Below are 16,027 nucleotides of genomic sequence, written 5' to 3'. Positions count from 1 at the left end.
ATCCTGTTGTTGGCGCCGTGGCCCTTGGTGCAGAACGGTGTGTCGAGCGGCGGCCTGCCTGGGTGTCGACCTTGACCACGGTCCGCGAATGCTGCTCCGCTTGGGAGTCGACTTGTCGGACTGGGGGGTGGCCTTCGTGATCAAATCGGATCTGCGTGCGCTGTTTCGGGCAGACGGCGGCCAGGCGGACATGTACAGGCTCGTGACCATCGTGGCGGCGCGCGCATGAGGCTCCGCCAGGGCATCACTATCGCCGTCGTCGCCGGTGGTGGCGCGCTGACGACAATGCTCGTAGGGCTCGTCACGAACGCGGTGTCCAGCCAGTCGCGTTGGCCCGGATGGCTGGGATGGATACAGCGGCACCCTTGGCTCTCGTTCGTCATGCTGGGCGTGGCGACAGTCGGGTTAACCGCGTTGCTCGCCGCGTTGTCCGAGAGCCGTGGGCCGACGCTGAGCCCCGAGCAGTTGCCTCGACCGAAGGATGACTCGGGTCCTCCAGGTGCCGCGCTGGTGCTGCGGTCGCTGCCGCGCGACTCTGCGGCGTTCACTGATCGGTCCGCCGAGCTGGAGCGGCTGGAGGTGTCGGTGCGGGCGTCGCAGGAGAGGGGCGAGGCGCTGCCCGTTCATGTGATCGACGGGATGGCAGGGGTTGGGAAGACCAGCTTCGCGGTCCACGCCGGGCATGTGCTCTCGGAGCGGTTTCCAGATGGTCAGCTCTTTGTGAACCTCAACGGGCACACGCCGGGGCGCAGCCCAGTGCAGGCTGTCGAAGCGCTGGCCTCGCTGCTGGCGGCTGCCGGTGTGCCGACTCAGCAGATCCCGGTCGGCGATGACGTGGACGCGGTCACGGAGGCGCGGGCCGCCATATGGCGGAGTCGGCTCGCGGACAAGAAGGCGCTGCTCATCCTCGACAACGCGGCCAGCTACCGGCAGCTGGAGCCCCTGCTTCCAGGTGGCGGTGGCTGTCTGGTGCTGGTGACCAGTCGTAAACGGCTGGCGGCGCACGAGGAGGTGGTCTTGCCGGTGGATGCGCTGCCGCCGGACGACGCGGTCAACCTGTTCGTACGGCTCAGCGGGCGGTCGGCCGACACCCTCGACCGGGGCGTGCTGGAAGAGTTGGTGCGGCTGTGCGGATACCTGCCGCTGGGGGTGTCGCTGCTCGCGGCACGACTGCGGCACCATCCGTCCTGGAGTGCCGAGGACCTACGGGAGCGGCTGGTGGCGGCCCGGGATCGGCTGGGGGAACTGCGCGCCGGGGAGCGCGCGGTCACCGCGACGTTCGATCTGTCCTTTCGGGATCTCACGCCAGAGCGTCAACGTTTCTTCCAGTCTCTCGGCTTCTACCCTGGTACGGACCTCGACGCGTACGTCGGGGCCGCGCTCGGCTTGGTTCCGGTGGCAGCGGCCCGTAGCCACCTCGACGCGCTCTACGACGCCCACCTGATCGACGAACACCCAGGGAGCCGCTACCGGCTTCATGATCTCTTACGCGACTACGCCCGCGGTTTCGCCGACGAGGGAGCCAGCATGGACCACGTTCAGGCCGTCCAGCGTGTGTGCACCTACTACCTGGCCGCGCTCGCCGCAGCGAACAACCACATCGCCCGCGGCGACGCGGTCACTCCGCCCGCGCTAGACAACGCCTCGCCGGTAGAGACCCCACCCATCCAGACGCGTACAGCGGCGCTGAATTGGCTGGAGAACGAGCGACCCAACATTCTGTCCTGCATCCGGCGGGCGAACAGCCTCGCCCTGCACGACCTGGTGATCCGCCTGGCCGCGGCCATGGCTCCCTTCCTGCGGCAGGCCGGCCCCTGGGACCAAGCCGTCGGCCTGCACCGGACGGCAGCCGAAGCCGCTCGGCACACCGGCGACCGGCGGGCCCTCGCCGGCGCGCTGGCCGAACTCGGAGTCGTACGACGCTGCATGGCCGCCTACCCCGAAGCGACCGAAGCCCTAAACGAGGCAGTGACACAGTACGAGACGGTCGGCGACCGGCGCGGAAAGGCGGACGCCCTGAACCAGGCGGGCATTGTCTGGTACCTGACCGCGGACAACGAGGCCGCGGCCCGAGCCCAGAGCGAGGCCCTCGCCATCTACCGCGAGCTCGGCGACCGGCTCGGCCAAGCCAACGCCCTCGCGGACCTCGGCATGGTGCGCCGACAAACAAGTCAGTTCGACGCAGCCGTGGAGGCGCAAAGCGAAGCCCTGTCAATCTACCGCGAGCTGAACGACCGCTACGGGGAGGCCAACTCGCTGCGGGACCTCGGCGCGGTGCACTGCTTCTTGGGCGAGTACGACCGAGCCGCCCGACAACACCGCGAAGCGCTCGACATCTACCGGGAGCTCGACGACCGGCACCACCAGGCCTACGCCCTCAACGAGTTGGGCGTGGTGCGGCGACTGACCGGTGATCTCGCCGGTGCCCGGGACGCCCACGCCCAGGCACTCGAGCTCTTCACCGAGTTCGGCGACCGGTTCGGGCGGACGAACAGCATCCGTCATCTCGGGGCACTGGAGCGCGTCTCCCATAACGCCACGGAGGCGATCCGGCTGCTGGAAGAAGCCCTGGACGCGTATCGCGATCTGGGCAGTCGCGGGGGCGAGGCCGCCTCGCTGAGCGAGCTTGGAGCGGCTCTCGGAAACATCGGAGAGCGCGACGGCGCTGTGGAGGCGTTCCAGCGCAGCCTGGAGATCCTCAGCGAGTTGGGTGACCGGTACGGCGAAGCTGAGGTGTTGAACCACTGGGGATCGCTGCTGCGCACCTGCGGTGACCAGACCGCCGCCCGCGAACACTTCGAGCGAGCGCTGACTGTGGCCCGCGACATCCGCTGCCCGCTGGAGGAAGCACGGGCGCTGGAAGGCATCGGCCGCTGCGACTGGGCGGTCGACAGGCCCATTCAGGCCGCAGGCTCGCTGCGTGAAGCACTGGCCACATACCGGAGGTTGGGCGCAGGCCCGGCGGCCGAGGGCATCGAGCGACTGCTGGCATCGCAGCCCGGATAGCCAGGCATGTGACCGGTTTCCGTATGCCGCCGCGGGCGGTACGGCTGTTACGTTGCCAGCTCAGCTGTCGTCTCCACCGCCGTCGCACTGTGCCGGTCTGCCACGGTGTGCCCATCACGAGGAGCGCTGAATGCCGTCACCCACGTCTGCTCCCGCGCCACAGGCCTCGGCTACCGTCGGCCCCGAGCCCGCGCAGGCGGCACAGGGCACGGCGGTCTTGGACCGTGTCGCTGCCCGTGTCCGGCAGCGGCTAGCGGCCGAGCAGGCCGCGACGAACCGCGTCGGCGACGGCTCCCACGCAGCCTCGATCATCTTGCCCTGGCCACTGTGAGCGCTACCGCTCGATGACACCGCTGGAAGACACCGCACCCTTTCAGACGTTCATCCTCAAGGTCGCGAACCGCTGCAACATCGATTGCGACTACTGCTACGTCTTCAACTCCACGGACCAGGCGTGGCGGCACCTTCCCGCCCGCATGAGCCTGGACGTAGCCCGAGCGGCAGGTCGACGGATCAGTGAGCACATCACGGCGCACGCCCTGCCTACGGTGCATATCGTGCTGCACGGTGGCGAACCACTGCTCGCCGGTCCCCGCCACATGGCCAACCTGCTCAGCACTGTCCGTCACGGGATACCCGCGGATACGGCAGTCCGCTTCGAGCTCCAGACCAACGGGACGCTCCTCACGACGGCGTGGCTCAACCTCTTCGAGCAGTACGAGGTGGCCGTGGGCGTCAGCCTCGACGGGCCACCAGCCGCGAACGACCGACACCGGCTCACTCACGCCTCGCGATCGAGCGCCGCCTCAGCCGTACACGGCATCGAACTCCTGCGGTCCCGACCGCACCTGTTCGCCGGACTGCTCGCCGTCGTAGACCTGGCCAACGACCCGGTGCAGGTCCACGACTACCTGGGATCATTCGACCCCCCAGTGATCGACTTCAACCTGCCACACGGAACGCACGACCAACCGCCCCACCGCAACGACCCAACCGTGCCCGAATACGGGCTGTGGATGAGCCGCGTCTACGACACCTGGCTCGCCCGGCCCGACCACCGGCACAGCGTCCGAATGCTGGAAGACATCGTCGCGCTCAGCTCCGGCGTACACGGCTCAGTGGAAACCCTCGGCCTCGCCCCGCCAACCAGCGTCGTAATCGAGTCCGACGGAACAATCGAAGGCGTGGACACCCTGCGATCCGTCGAGGAAGGCGCCTCCTGGCTAGGCCTCAACGTCGCCAACCACCCCTTCGACGACGCCCTTCGCCATCCCAAGCTTCAGCACCGGGAACACGGCATTACCGCGCTGGCCGAGAAATGTCAGCGCTGCGCGCTCGTGGACGTGTGCGGCGGCGGCTACCTCCCCCATCGCTTCAGCACCACCCGCGGCTACCAGAATCCCTCCGTCTACTGCCGTGACCTCGAGCACCTCATACGCCACGTCCACAACTCCCTGCGGCAGCACGGCTGGAATCCGCACGCACCCTCCGCACCGTCCCCCTAGCCACGCCGCACCCCCACAGGGGATCACGCGTTGGAGCAAGCGAGTAAAGCGACCGGAGAACGACAGGAGACGACGATGACCGTGACGATCCGCCCCGCCGACAAGCGGGACATCCTCGCCGTGGCCGAACTGATCGAGGAGATCGAACGGTTCTACGGATCGACCGAAATCCAGCCACTCGAAGAACGCCGGCCCCAAGTGGAAGAAGCCCTCTTCGGATCACCGCCGCTCGCATCCGCTCTCCTGGTCGAAGACGAAGCCGGCGACCTCGTCGGCCTCGCCGCCTACTCCTTCCTCTGGCCAGCAGCAGGCTCCTCCCACTCCCTCTTCCTCAAAGAGCTCTACGTCCGCGACACCCTCCGCCGACAAGGCATCGGCGCCCAACTCATGAACCAACTCCGCACCCTCGCCGCCGCACGCCCCGGCTGCAGCCGTATCGAGTGGATGACCGACCACGACAACCCAGACGCACGATCCTTCTACCGATCCCTCGGATTCGCCGAGTTCGACGGAAAGATCGTCTACCGCATCGACACCAATACGGCATGATGATGAACGCGGTAGCGAAGAAGAGCGCTGCGCAAGATGCAGCCGCATCGTTGGACTCGGGTGTAACCGCCCAACCGACGGCTCCACGTCGAAGGCACTTCGTACGTCACGGCCGAGGCGGGAATGGCAGCGCTTCCCCGCAGACACGACCCTGATCTCACCCACGCGGTACGCGCACGTACCAGGGGCTTGTACCCGCGTGACCGAAGAGTTCGTGAGGGCCCCGCGTTGGGGCTGGATACCTGACCCGCCGCCCGGGCTCTGGGACCCGCCTGAGTAACAACTACACAGCCATCGTCGTAGAAGGCAACACCGCAAGGCAGGCGACACGACGGTGCGAGGAGGGCCAGGCGACGTTGTCGGGGTGATGCAAGCCCCGAGGTCTCACAAGAACTTGAATTCCCTCGGCAGCGCCACCAGGTTCCGCCTCTGCCCGACGACGACGCCTAGCAATGCGAGGTCGACTCCAACAGGGCGGACACTGGAGCTGCCTTACGGAGTCTTCGGTGCCTGCCGCTCGCGCGACAACCATAGCTGGCTCATCGCCTCGGGCACCCGCTGCACAGCGCGCGGGTTAGGGCGCCAGGCCAGGTCGCCGAACGGGAACTGGTTACCAACCCATAGCACCCCCGCAAGATCCGACGGCATCTGCCATTTCCGCGGCTTGTTCAGGTCAATCTGGATCGGCTTGCCGAGGTAGGCATCTCCTGCATTGAACTGGAGCGTCATCGTGGGATTACCTGCCAGCAGGTTATCGAGCTGCTCTAGACCCAGGCCAGTGAAGCGGTGGGCACCAATCGCGGCAACCAGCGGCAGGCCTGTCTCCTGTTGAAGCGTTCGGTACTTCTTGGCCTTCTCCTCGGCCTTCTCTGCAGCCCGATGCGCACTCACCTCGCCAGCCAGGCAACTCGGCGGCTCGAAGCATGCCGCCATCCCCAGCGGGGACTGCGCCAGGCTGCCGGTCCGCCGGTCGCCCATGACCAGGAAGGTGTAGCTGAGGCAGGTGAAGTAATTCCGGCGCCACGGCTGCATGATCTCCCGGCGTACGTACTGGGCTATCTTCTTTGCCTCCTGTGGGCTCGGCGGCACTGGCGGCGTGTCCATGGGGGCGAGCGTCAACACTATCGGCACCGGGATCGTCCGCAGCCGCATCGCCAGACCGGACCACGCCCGCATCTGACCGTACGTCTCTTTTGTCGGGCTGTCCGTGTGGACCTCAACTAGGCATGCCGGTTGGCCATCCGGTGCCAGCACTGTCCAATCCGGCGTCTGGGTCCCCCAACGCTGCTCGTAGACGATCTCCAGGCCTGCGGCTCGAAGCCCGCAGCCGACCGCAAGCTCGTTGATGACAGCCCAGAAGTGCTCGTCGTACCAAAGCTTTCCGGCCAAGGCGTCCGCTTCGGCTTTCGACAGAAGAGCAAGCTGCTCGTCCAGCCAGTCTCGCCACGGCGCATACTCGTCATTGACGGCGATGTCGTACGACAGCTCGCGCTGTTCCGGAGTCTTCTTTCCATGCTGAGCCCGCTGCGCACGGACGAACTCCGTGCCGAAGCGGCGGCCGGGTGATGCTTCTTCGCTCATGCACAGGGATTTTCCCCTGACAGCGGATCAATGGCTACGCATTTGCGTCCGGCGCACCCCGTGCGGTATAGCGTCAATTGCTGCGACGGTACCCCGCTCCCTCACACAGCAAACCTTCCCAGGGCCAGACGCCAGTCTCTCGATGCACATCATTCCGGCCTGCGGGTTTCGCTGCGCGAGCACGGCATCCCTCCATTGCTACCTGACGCTTCCGCGCCACATGAATGGTTCTTCTTGCTCGAACCACGTCTCGCGCCGGGCGAAGTCAGGGAGGGCTAGCGTCATTTCCCGACGGAACGCAGGGCCATGCCCGGGCTCCTTCAAGTGGCAGAGCTCGTGAACCAGAACATATTCAATCAAGTCGGGGGGGAGCTGCATGACGGCCCAGTGAAGGGAGATGGAGCCGTCAGCGGTGCAGGATCCCCAGCGCACTCCCAGATCACCCACGGTGACTCCTTCGGATCGCACGCCTATGCGCGTTTCGACAGAGTCTGTACGGGCGGCAAGCCAACGCCGCCCCCGTTCGGTATACCAGCCCACGAGGCTGGCCACCCCAGCGACCGGTGAGGAGGGCTCGGGGAGTTCCAGCCATCCAGCCCGCAGCCGGACCCGGGAGTGGGGGCCGGCCTCTACCAGCCGGAGCCGGTACCGTCGGCCGAGATAGGCAAAGCTGCTCCCAACGACGAGCTCCTTGACCGGCTCTCCAGGCCGAGTGGTACGACGGCGCACTACGGCCCCGAGCCGAGGAAGCCTACGGCGGACCGCAGCGGCGACCGTCCCGGGATCGGCGTTCATGGGGACCGCGAACACCACTTCACCGTCCGGTGTCACCTCGATGCCCAGGGTCCGGCGCCGGGGCCGACAGTCGACGCGCCATCGCCAACCCTCAGGAAGGGGCAGCGCGGCGATCGCCTGCTGAACCGTGGTACTCACCCGGCATTCCTACCACCCGGCTCGGACAGCCCGGCGGAACAGCTCAGGGTTCACCACGTTCGGCATAGTGCAGGAAGTCGCTATGCCGGTGAAACGCGAGGTCGACCAGCACGCTGGCGATCGGCCCCGTCTCACCCCAGTCGATGAACAGCTCAGCCTCCAAGTGGTTCCGCAGCTCCCTACGCACGCGCTCCCGGGCGTCAGGCAACGTGGTGAAGTTCGGGGAACGCACGAGTCCGGAGATAGTCCACGTGAGGTCGCGCGCCGCCTGGTGCAGGTCGACTCCCGCGGGAACAACGGGGCCGGCTCCGGTCACCCGGCCGGCGAGCACCGCGTACACCGGTCGTTCGGTCCACGGTTCCAGCCCGGCCTCGGCCTCCGGGCCCCCGTCGCGCTCCGCGGCGACGATGTCGGCGGCAAGGCGCGCGAGTGCTGCGGCAGCCGCGTCGAAGTCCGCGTTCATCCGCTGGATGACCGCCTCCAGGCGCTCGCTGAACGTCCCGTACCGATCGCGGTCGCCATCCAGCCGCGTCGTGATGTGCGTATGGATACGGCTGGTGAGGTATGAGATCCGGGCGCGCGCATCGGCGTTGGCATTGACCCGGTCCATGAAGTCGGGGGCACCGAGCTCGATCCCCGGCACCCGTTCCACGATGTCGATCACCCGCAGATGCGCGGCGATCAGCGCGCGCACCTTGGCCCCGTAGCGGCGCGGGCTGAACTGATCCCGGCCGTCGAGATAGCGCACCCGTGCCAGGTACTGCACCTCGCCGAGCAGAGCGGCGAACGTCTCGTACACGAGTGCGCCTGGGCGGGGCAGGACCGCGTTGAGCGCGTTGAGGAAATCCCGCGCCAGTTCGTCGAACTCGCCCCGCAGCAGCGGATCCTCCAGTGCGGCGAGCAGATCCTCCCGCTGCGACTCCTCAGTGAGCGTACTGATCCCCTGCTCCGCCAGGAAGTCGCCAAGCCGCTTGTAAAGGTCGGCGAGGAGGGCGTCGGCCGCCGCGTCAGTCTGGAGCCACATCCGGTCCCGGACGGGCCGCGGTGCTCCGCTTTCGGGGTCAAGGTGGTCGAAGGAGACGTCCTCATAGCCAAGTACGGCGCGCAGGTGCGCGTCCTCGTACGCGTTCATCGACTTGGCCAGGTCGGGGCCGATCCCCACGTAGTCGACCACCTGCCCCCACTGCTTCTTGTGGTACGGGCGGTTGGTGCGGGCGATAGCCTGGAGCAGGCCGGCGCCGAACATCGGACGGTCGAGGTACATGACCTGTTCGACGGGGGCGTCGAAACCGGTGAGCAGCATGTTGGTGACGACGAGGAACCCGAGCGGGCGCTCGTTCTTCTTGGCATCCGGCCGGTCTGCAGCCTTGTGGCGCTGGGCTGCGGTCTCCCGGTGCCAGGGATCATGAACCGAGACCTCTGTCCCTGGCTGGGGACCACCTTGCGGCCGACCGTGGATCCGGGCGGCCCACGAGGGATCCTCACTCACCTCGAAGGGATCGGGGACGGGCACGCCGCGCCGGAATCGTTCGATGTGCGCCATCTGGCTCCCCGGGCGAGTCCACGCATCCCACTCCTTAGGATCGTTAGTTTTAGCCCCCTTGCTCTCCCCCTTCTTCTGAGACTTCGAGATGACCACGGCCGCGTCGACCGAGGCGAGGACATCGCGGTAACGCAGCAGGCTCACCAGGTCGACCTGCCCGTCGGGGGCGGGACCCGCGGCCGGGTCGTGCGCGTCGCCGCCGAGCGCGTCCAGTTCCGCCACCAGCCCGGCCAGGGCCTTCCGCAGGGCGTCGCGATACGCCACGGCGGCGCGTCGTGAGACCGCGACGACTTGGGCGCCGAATCCGTCCGGTAGAGCGGTCTGTGCCCAGTGGCGCACCATGTGATCGGCTTTCCAGGCGATCACCGACGGCGATTCGAGGACTTCCTTCTTGCGCCCGAACTTGCGGAGGACACGCGTCCGCTTCTCGGGGTCGCTGGGTACCTTCTCGTCGAATCCGGCATCGAGATGCGCCTTTTCGATGATCTCCAGGTCCGCCTGGTGGGCCTCGTACCGCACGGGGACGACAGAGCCGTCGCGCTCGGCGTCCTTCAGCGTGTAGGTGTCGGCGTATGAGCCGAAGATATCCTCGGTGGTCTTGCGGGCCCCACTGAGGATGGGGGTGCCGGTGAAGCCCACCATGGCAGAATTGGGCAGCATGGCGCGCAGGCGGGCGTGCTGCCAGGCGCTCTGCCCCCGGTGCGCTTCGTCGACGAGGACGACGATGTCGGAACTCGCGTTCGCCACACGGTTATGGACGTGGTCCCGATGGTCGGGAGAGGTCGCGAGCAGCTCGTCACGGCCATCGTCCGCCGCGTCGTCCCGGCGGGCCTTCTGGAGCATGACCAGCACGACGTCCGGGACGTCCAGGCCCAGAAATCGGCGGGCGTGGCGCACCGACGGCGCCCGGTGGATCGTCTCGTCGGCCGCCGCCATGCTGGTGCGGATCTGCCTCTCCAGATCCTTGCGGTCGGTTACGACGACGACCTTATGTCCCTTCAGGTCCCTGCTGCTGCGCAGGTGGCGGACGAGGAAGGCCATGGTCAGGGACTTGCCAGAACCCTGGGTGTGCCAGGTGACACCGCCGCGCTGATCGACGTCCTGGCCCGCGGCCTGCGTCTCGCGGCGGTCGCGCAGGCGCTTGGCGATCTTGTGTACGGCCCTAAACTGCTGGTACCGCCCGACCACCTTGACCGTACGGGGGCCGCGTCCGGCCGCGGTGGTGAAGTCCCGTACGAGCGTCAGCAGATGCGCGGGCCGGAGTACACCGCCGACCAAGGTCTCCTGGGCGTAAAGTTCTTGCCGGTGCTCGGGGACCCCGGCCTCTCCCCGGACCTTGTCCCGGGCTGCCGGGTAGACGGTACGCCAGGGCGCGAAGTGCTCGGCCTCCGAGCTAACCGTGCCGAGCTCCGCGTGGTCCCTGTCAGTGGCCACGAGCAGCTGCGCGAACCGTACTAACTCGGGGACCGGGTCGTCGGCTTCGGCGCCGGTATAGCCGATGACGTCCTCGACCGCCCAGTCGATGGCGAATCGCTTCTCGCCACCTCGCGACAAGGGCGCCTTGCACTCGATGACCACCCAGGGCAGGCCGTTGACGAACAGCACCAGGTCGGGGATCGCAGTACCGCCACTGCTGCGTTCCGCCTTGAACTGGGATACGGCGAGCAGATCGTTGCCGGTCCCGGCCTCACCGAGCTCGGCGAACGGCCCATCCGCCACTTCCCAGTCGACCAACCGGACGTGTTCGGGATCCCCCTTGGCCCATCCCGGGAGCGTGCGCGCGTTGACCCCATCGCGCAGGAGCTTGGTGACGCGGAGATTCTCGGCGACCCCGCGGTCGGCCGGGCCTCGGCCCGCCACGGTGCCGAGAAGCAGCGCGAGGAGATACTCCAGCTGATCGCCAGTGAGCCAGGGATTGCCATCGGCACCGGGGTTGATACGGGCAACGGCAGTACGGAACCGGTCCGCGAACACAGCCGCAACTGCTGTCTGGCCAGCATGAGCCGGATCATCGCCGTGCTGCTTCGCGGAGTCAGTTGCGGGCTCTGCGGGAGGCGCACCGACGTGGTGTCGCCATCCCATGGCGACCAGCTGGTCGATGAGCGGCCTCTCGACCTTCTCGTATTCCGGCTGCCCCATCCCCGAACTCCCCGCCCGTAGCCGTACGTCGCGCCCGTCCCCCCATCGAACAGAGGTGAGGGCAACTCTACCCACGGGCGTGGAGGGGGCCGGTCTGCGGAGTCAGGCGGCGAGCGTCGGCCGGGGGCTAGAGGAGGTGTCTCGGCCCGCCGCAGGTCGCTTTCAGTTCGAAGCCGCTGGGCTCGCCGTCAGTCTCGAACAGCCGCTCGTGGCACGAGCCCCGAGGTTCGCACAGACAACCCGTAAGCGCCGGTTTGGCACCGAGCTTCGCCGATTCCTTGAATCGGCAGGCATGTCCGCACCTACCGCCGCAACCTTGCTCGGCGCCGACCAGACGGCTATCTCGAACATCGAAGCTGGACGCTTCAGGATTAGGAGGAGCGGCAAAGTCGCCTGAAGAGCATTTACGAGTGCGAGGACACGGCGCCCATCGATGCTCTGGCCGAGGATAGCCAGCGGGCGCAAAGCCCATTGGTGGGATGAGTACCAGGGGAAGACCCCGCCAAGCTTCCTCGCGGTCTCCGTGCTCAAAAACGACGCCCCGTGGTTGCGCACGGTACAGACGGCGCATCCTGCCGGGGCGCGCTGGGCCTGTTTCTGACGGAGGGCTACGCGCGAGCCATGTTCTGCCCTATCGCATCGCCCGAGATCTGTAGAGGCGCTGAGTGCTGCCCGAAGTGATGGGTGAAGGCGTCCTACACGGAGGAGGGCGGCAACGACTGTGTGGAAGTCCCCGTACAGCCTGACGGCGTAGGCATCCGAGACAGCTTCATCCCTCACTGAGTGGTGAGGGTCGGAGCCCCGCCGCGTTGGCAGCATTCCTCTCCGGGGTAAGGACAGTTACGCTCGGCGGCACGCTCCGCTGACGGACCGTATGGCGGAGGACATCCACGCCTGCTTTTCCCACCAGTAGGTCTTCGGTCACCGCCCGCTGAACCAACCGGAGTTTGTCAATCACCGCCCCCTGCTGGGCGATGCGTGAGTCGACGGCGGCAACTGCCAGCACCGCACGCCGTTGCGCTTCGACCGACGGTAGGGGTACATCAAGCGACTCTGCGAACTCTGCGCTGATCTTCACCATGGACTCGCTCGTCCCACGCGCACCCGCCTGAATGGCGCGCCGAACGCTGGGGGTGCTGAGCACCAGCGCCAGGTACTCCGGTAGGCACTTTCCGGGGTCAGGACGCAACCTCATCATCAGATCCGGATAGATGCATGGGTAGCCTACGTCCCTGTACATGCCTACCAGCCCGACGAGTTCCCGGGTATTGGCCCGGCTCATCAGAAGGTCACCGTCCGCGAGCAGAAAGCGTCGTGCCGAGTCACTGTCCGGAATGCGCTTCATCTGACGCGGGCGAAATCCGTCTGTTGTCAGACAGCCGAGACCGAGCGTCAGCAATCCGGTCCATTCAGGCACCTCAAGCGGTGAGAAGCCATTCCGTGGCCGATGTTCGAGCAGGGTACCCAGTGCCAGCGGCGGGCCTGTCACCAAGTCGTCAACCACGGTGCGCCTCAACACTGCAAGCTTGGCTCGCACACGCTTGATGGCGGCGATACGACGCTCGATCGCCTCGCAGGCGGCCACGATTCGACGCTGCTCAGGCAGCGGCGGCACGCCGATCTCCAACTCTTGTAGCCGGATCGTATCGAGACGGCCCGTCCCATGGCTGGTTTCCTCGACCATGGCCAGGATCTCTGGTGTCTTCGTCTGGATCGCGTAGGCCAAGAAGTACGGGTCAATGTCCTCGGCAGGAAGCACAGCCTTGCAGTCCTGGCCAAAGGCGACTGTCCGCTGGGTGACGCCGATCCGGAACTCCGACTTCAGACTCATGCCTCGGACAACGAATAGCACCGTTCCCGCTCCAACGAGACGTGATCCGTTCTCCGCGCCGAGCGCTGTTACGCGCCGATCTGACTCGGCGAGACGAAAAGTCTTCAGGCTTGCCGCGCTGATCCACGGGATATCGCCGTCCCAATACGCATCGTTGGACGTGCTGGGCGTGCCACCGGACAGCCATTTACCGACATCCGACAGCGCCACCCTGCGCCAGTCGGTCGGCCAGGATGACCGGTGCGCCATCAGAGCCTCACCGTGCATAGCCGAGCTCCTTCAGCCAGTCCCGGAACTCCCCTGCCGCGTCCGCACCTTCCGCCTCCAGCTCCTCCAGCGAGACCGCGTACTTCTCGGCCCAGCGCTGCACGGACGCCACCAGTTCGCGGCACCCCGCAGCGACCGCAGCGTCCAGGCGGGTGGACAGAGCCTCGTCCAGGACGGTCAGCACAACACGCTGCGCACCGCCATCCGCCGCCTTCGCCAGCTCGGAGTAGGCGTGCAGCTCCGGTAGGAAACGCGCGTCCAAGGCCGAGCGCTTCTTCGATACTGCCGTGCGCTCCTTGCGGCGGCGAGTGACCTTCGCTTCCAGACGGGCCAGGTCCTCCGGCGCAACAGGCGTTCGCTCCTCGGAGTCCTCCTCGGAGTCCCCGACCGCGCCTGGCGCGGTCGGCTGCGCGGCGGCCAGTTCCTCCACGGCCGCCTTGTACGCGGCGTCGGCCGCCGCATACGCCTCGTCTGCGCGGGCGACCTCCGCCACGAAGTCCGGGATCAGCGCCCGGACTACCGGCTGGTCCATCGCGCGGCGGCGGTCGGCGGCCGTTGTGGAGGACTTCGTCCGAGTCCTGCCACGCTCGGAGCCTGAGCCGGTACCCGGCTCGTCCGTGTCCGGGACCACCGGTTCGACCATCGTCTCGACCGAGTCGACCCAGCCTTCGAGAACCCGCTCGTACCCGCCCGCCGCGAGGGCCTTGAGGTCGTACCTCGTCACCGTCCACCAGTCGGCCATGATCCCGGCACTCGTGTATTCGTCCAGGACTCCTGTCGAGCCCACGGCCTCCGTGAAACCGGACACAAGGTGCTCGCGCAGATCCATCAAACGGTGATTGTCGGCGAGTGCCGTGAAGTGGGCGGCCTGGTCGGCCCACCATTTCTCGTACGTCTCACGCAGCTCCGCTTCCTTCGCGGCCGCCAGCTCCGGCACGCGGGCGGCCATCGTCTCGGGGCCCTCCGGGAGGAAGTCCACGTACTCCGGGTCTCCGTCACGCGGCGCGAAGAGAGCCGAGGCGTCAACGCCGTACGCCTCGAACAGCTTTGCCTTCGCTTCGATCTCGGCCTTCGGTACTCCGCCGTACAGGTGCGCCCGTACGTCCTGCGGTTCGGCTGGCGGCGAGTTGTCCACCCAGCGGCGGATGTTCAGGTTGGCGTCGGCGGCCAGAAGCTCCTTGACACTCACCGCGCGCGAGTAGCCCGGCTGCTGCCTCCAGTGCCGAAAGACCGTGGCGATCTTCTCGACGTGCTCGGGGCCAAGTTCGTTCTGGTTGCGGGCAGCCCGGAAGTCTCGATCCGCGTTGATGAAGAGGACGTACTTTTCCCGCGGCCCTCGCTTGCGGTGCGGCGGCCGCAGCACCAGGATGCAGGCCGGGATGCCCGTCCCGTAGAAGAGATTGGGGCCTAGGCCGATCACGGCCTCGATGCAATCGTCCTCCAGCAGCTTGAAGCGGATGTCGCGCTCCTTGCCGCTACGGAAGAGCACACCGTGCGGCATGACTGTGGCCGCCACACCCCGCGCCTCCAGCACGGAGATCATGTGCTGGACGAACATCAGGTCCGCCTTTTTGCCATTCTCGGGAGTGGCGCCCCACTTCATGCGCCAGCCGTGTTTCCCATCGGCGAGTTCGACCAACTCGGCGTCGTAGTTCAGCGAGAAGGGTGGGTTCGACAGGACCTTGGTAAAGGTGCGCAGCCGGCCGGCCGGGGTGAGATGCAGAGGCTCGGTGAGCGTGTCGCCGTGATGGAGATCGAACTCGCGGATGCCGTGAAGGACCATGTTCATGCTGGCCATGGACCAGGAGGGGCCATTCTTGTCCTGGCCGTTGATGGAAAGGTCGTCAGGCGATCCGCCGTGCTCCTCCACGTACTCGTGGGCTGCGATCAGCATGCCACCGGAGCCGGCGCAGGGGTCGTAGACGCTGTCCCCGGGCTGCGGGTCGACGAGGCGGACCATCATTCGGACCACCTCGCGCGGGGTGTAGAACTCGCCGCCTCGCTGGCCTGCCGAGTCGGCGAATCGGGCCAGCAAGTATTCGTACGCCGCCCCCAGCATGTCGGGGAACTCGAAGTCCTCGTTGCGCAGCCGGTAGAGACTGAAATGGCGGATGAGCGAGCGCAACTCGGCGTTAGTGAATCGGGGCTTGGTGCCGACGATCTCGTTGAAGGAGATGTGCGAGGCGACACCCGCGAGGCGGCTGTGGCTTCCTTGGAGGGCCATGAGGGCCTGGTCCAGGCTCTCACCCACGCGGTCTACGAGCATGGACAGTCCCGGGAGCGGATGGTCCGGCTGCTCCAGGTTCTCATGGGGGCCCTTCCACCAGCGGGCGCGCGGCGGGACGTAGAAGATCCGGGGGTACTTGTCCGGGTCGTTGGCTCGCGCCAAGGCCTTGGCCGGATCACCGGTCCGCTCCAGGGCATCCTTGTGAACGCGCTCCCATTCAGGCTGAAACTCATCGGAGGACCGCTTCAGGAACAGCATTCCAAAGATGTAGTCACGGTACTCCGAGGCGTCCATCCGACCACGCAGGATGTCGGCGGCCGAGAAGAGATGCCGCTCTAGCTGGGGCAGTGTGAGACGGGCCACGCACCGGTCCTTCGTACGCCATGGAGTTTTGAGAGAACTCCGGCAGCGTAGTCGGGGAGGCACTCCTGACGGAAACCGTCGGG

At 66.9% G+C, this 16,027-nt stretch carries 11 protein-coding genes; 6 read left to right on the top strand and 5 right to left on the bottom strand.

Annotated features, from left to right (window positions below):
- The first annotated feature begins 88 nt into the window (after positions 1-88).
- The 5 genes from P2L57_RS18590 (at position 89) to haaN (ending at position 5,060) form a co-directional block, all read left to right on the top strand.
- Positions 89-229 (top strand): hypothetical protein, encoded by a 141-nt coding sequence (locus tag P2L57_RS18590; protein WP_275815880.1) that lies wholly within the window; start codon positions 89-91, stop codon positions 227-229.
- On the top strand, positions 226-3,006 hold the full coding sequence (gene haaT, locus P2L57_RS18585) for a cyclophane-containing RiPP biosynthesis TPR protein HaaT (protein ID WP_275815878.1): 2,781 nt from the start codon (positions 226-228) through the stop codon (positions 3,004-3,006). Before P2L57_RS18590 ends, haaT begins: the two co-directional genes overlap by 4 nt.
- 130 nt (positions 3,007-3,136) lie before the next feature.
- Positions 3,137-3,337 carry a HaaA family cyclophane-containing RiPP peptide gene (gene haaA, locus P2L57_RS18580; protein ID WP_275815876.1) on the top strand — a complete coding sequence of 67 codons (201 nt, stop codon included), beginning with the start codon at positions 3,137-3,139 and terminating at the stop codon, positions 3,335-3,337.
- A gap of 13 nt (positions 3,338-3,350) precedes the next feature.
- A complete protein-coding gene (locus P2L57_RS18575; protein ID WP_275815874.1) occupies positions 3,351-4,511 on the top strand; it encodes an FxsB family cyclophane-forming radical SAM/SPASM peptide maturase in 1,161 nt (386 codons plus the stop codon).
- 75 nt (positions 4,512-4,586) lie between these two features.
- On the top strand, positions 4,587-5,060 hold the full coding sequence (gene haaN, locus P2L57_RS18570) for a cyclophane-containing RiPP N-acetyltransferase HaaN (protein WP_275815872.1): 474 nt from the start codon (positions 4,587-4,589) through the stop codon (positions 5,058-5,060).
- A 492-nt stretch (positions 5,061-5,552) separates the two neighbouring features.
- Here the strand turns inward: haaN and P2L57_RS18565 are convergent, their stop codons facing one another.
- The 3 genes from P2L57_RS18565 to P2L57_RS18555 form a co-directional block, all read right to left on the bottom strand.
- Complete coding sequence (locus P2L57_RS18565; protein ID WP_275815869.1) at positions 5,553-6,641, bottom strand: hypothetical protein; 1,089 nt, start codon at positions 6,639-6,641, stop codon at positions 5,553-5,555.
- Between the two features lie 198 nt (positions 6,642-6,839).
- Positions 6,840-7,574 carry a M48 family metallopeptidase gene (locus P2L57_RS18560; protein WP_275815867.1) on the bottom strand — a complete coding sequence of 245 codons (735 nt, stop codon included), beginning with the start codon at positions 7,572-7,574 and terminating at the stop codon, positions 6,840-6,842.
- 43 nt (positions 7,575-7,617) lie between these two features.
- Positions 7,618-11,256 (bottom strand): type I restriction endonuclease subunit R, encoded by a 3,639-nt coding sequence (locus P2L57_RS18555; protein WP_275815865.1) that lies wholly within the window; start codon positions 11,254-11,256, stop codon positions 7,618-7,620.
- A gap of 684 nt (positions 11,257-11,940) precedes the next feature.
- On the opposite strand from P2L57_RS18555, the gene P2L57_RS40780 reads away from it, so the two are divergent.
- Complete coding sequence (locus tag P2L57_RS40780) at positions 11,941-12,039, top strand: DUF397 domain-containing protein (protein ID WP_372515759.1); 99 nt, start codon at positions 11,941-11,943, stop codon at positions 12,037-12,039.
- Here P2L57_RS40780 and P2L57_RS18550 read toward each other — a convergent pair.
- Positions 12,026-13,354: a restriction endonuclease subunit S gene (locus P2L57_RS18550; RefSeq protein ID WP_275815863.1), complete on the bottom strand. Its 1,329-nt coding sequence runs from the start codon at positions 13,352-13,354 to the stop codon at positions 12,026-12,028. The two genes, P2L57_RS40780 and P2L57_RS18550, sit on opposite strands and share 14 nt — an antisense overlap.
- Positions 13,344-15,944 carry a type I restriction-modification system subunit M gene (locus P2L57_RS18545; RefSeq protein WP_275815861.1) on the bottom strand — a complete coding sequence of 867 codons (2,601 nt, stop codon included), beginning with the start codon at positions 15,942-15,944 and terminating at the stop codon, positions 13,344-13,346. Before P2L57_RS18545 ends, P2L57_RS18550 begins: the two co-directional genes overlap by 11 nt.
- Positions 15,945-16,027 lie beyond the last annotated feature (83 nt).

The organism is Streptantibioticus ferralitis (assembly GCF_029223525.1).
GTDB classification, from domain to species: Bacteria; Actinomycetota; Actinomycetes; order Streptomycetales; family Streptomycetaceae; genus Streptantibioticus_A; species Streptantibioticus_A ferralitis.
The sequence above is the reverse complement of the archived record's forward strand: the minus strand, read 5'-3'. Positions and strand labels throughout refer to the sequence as shown.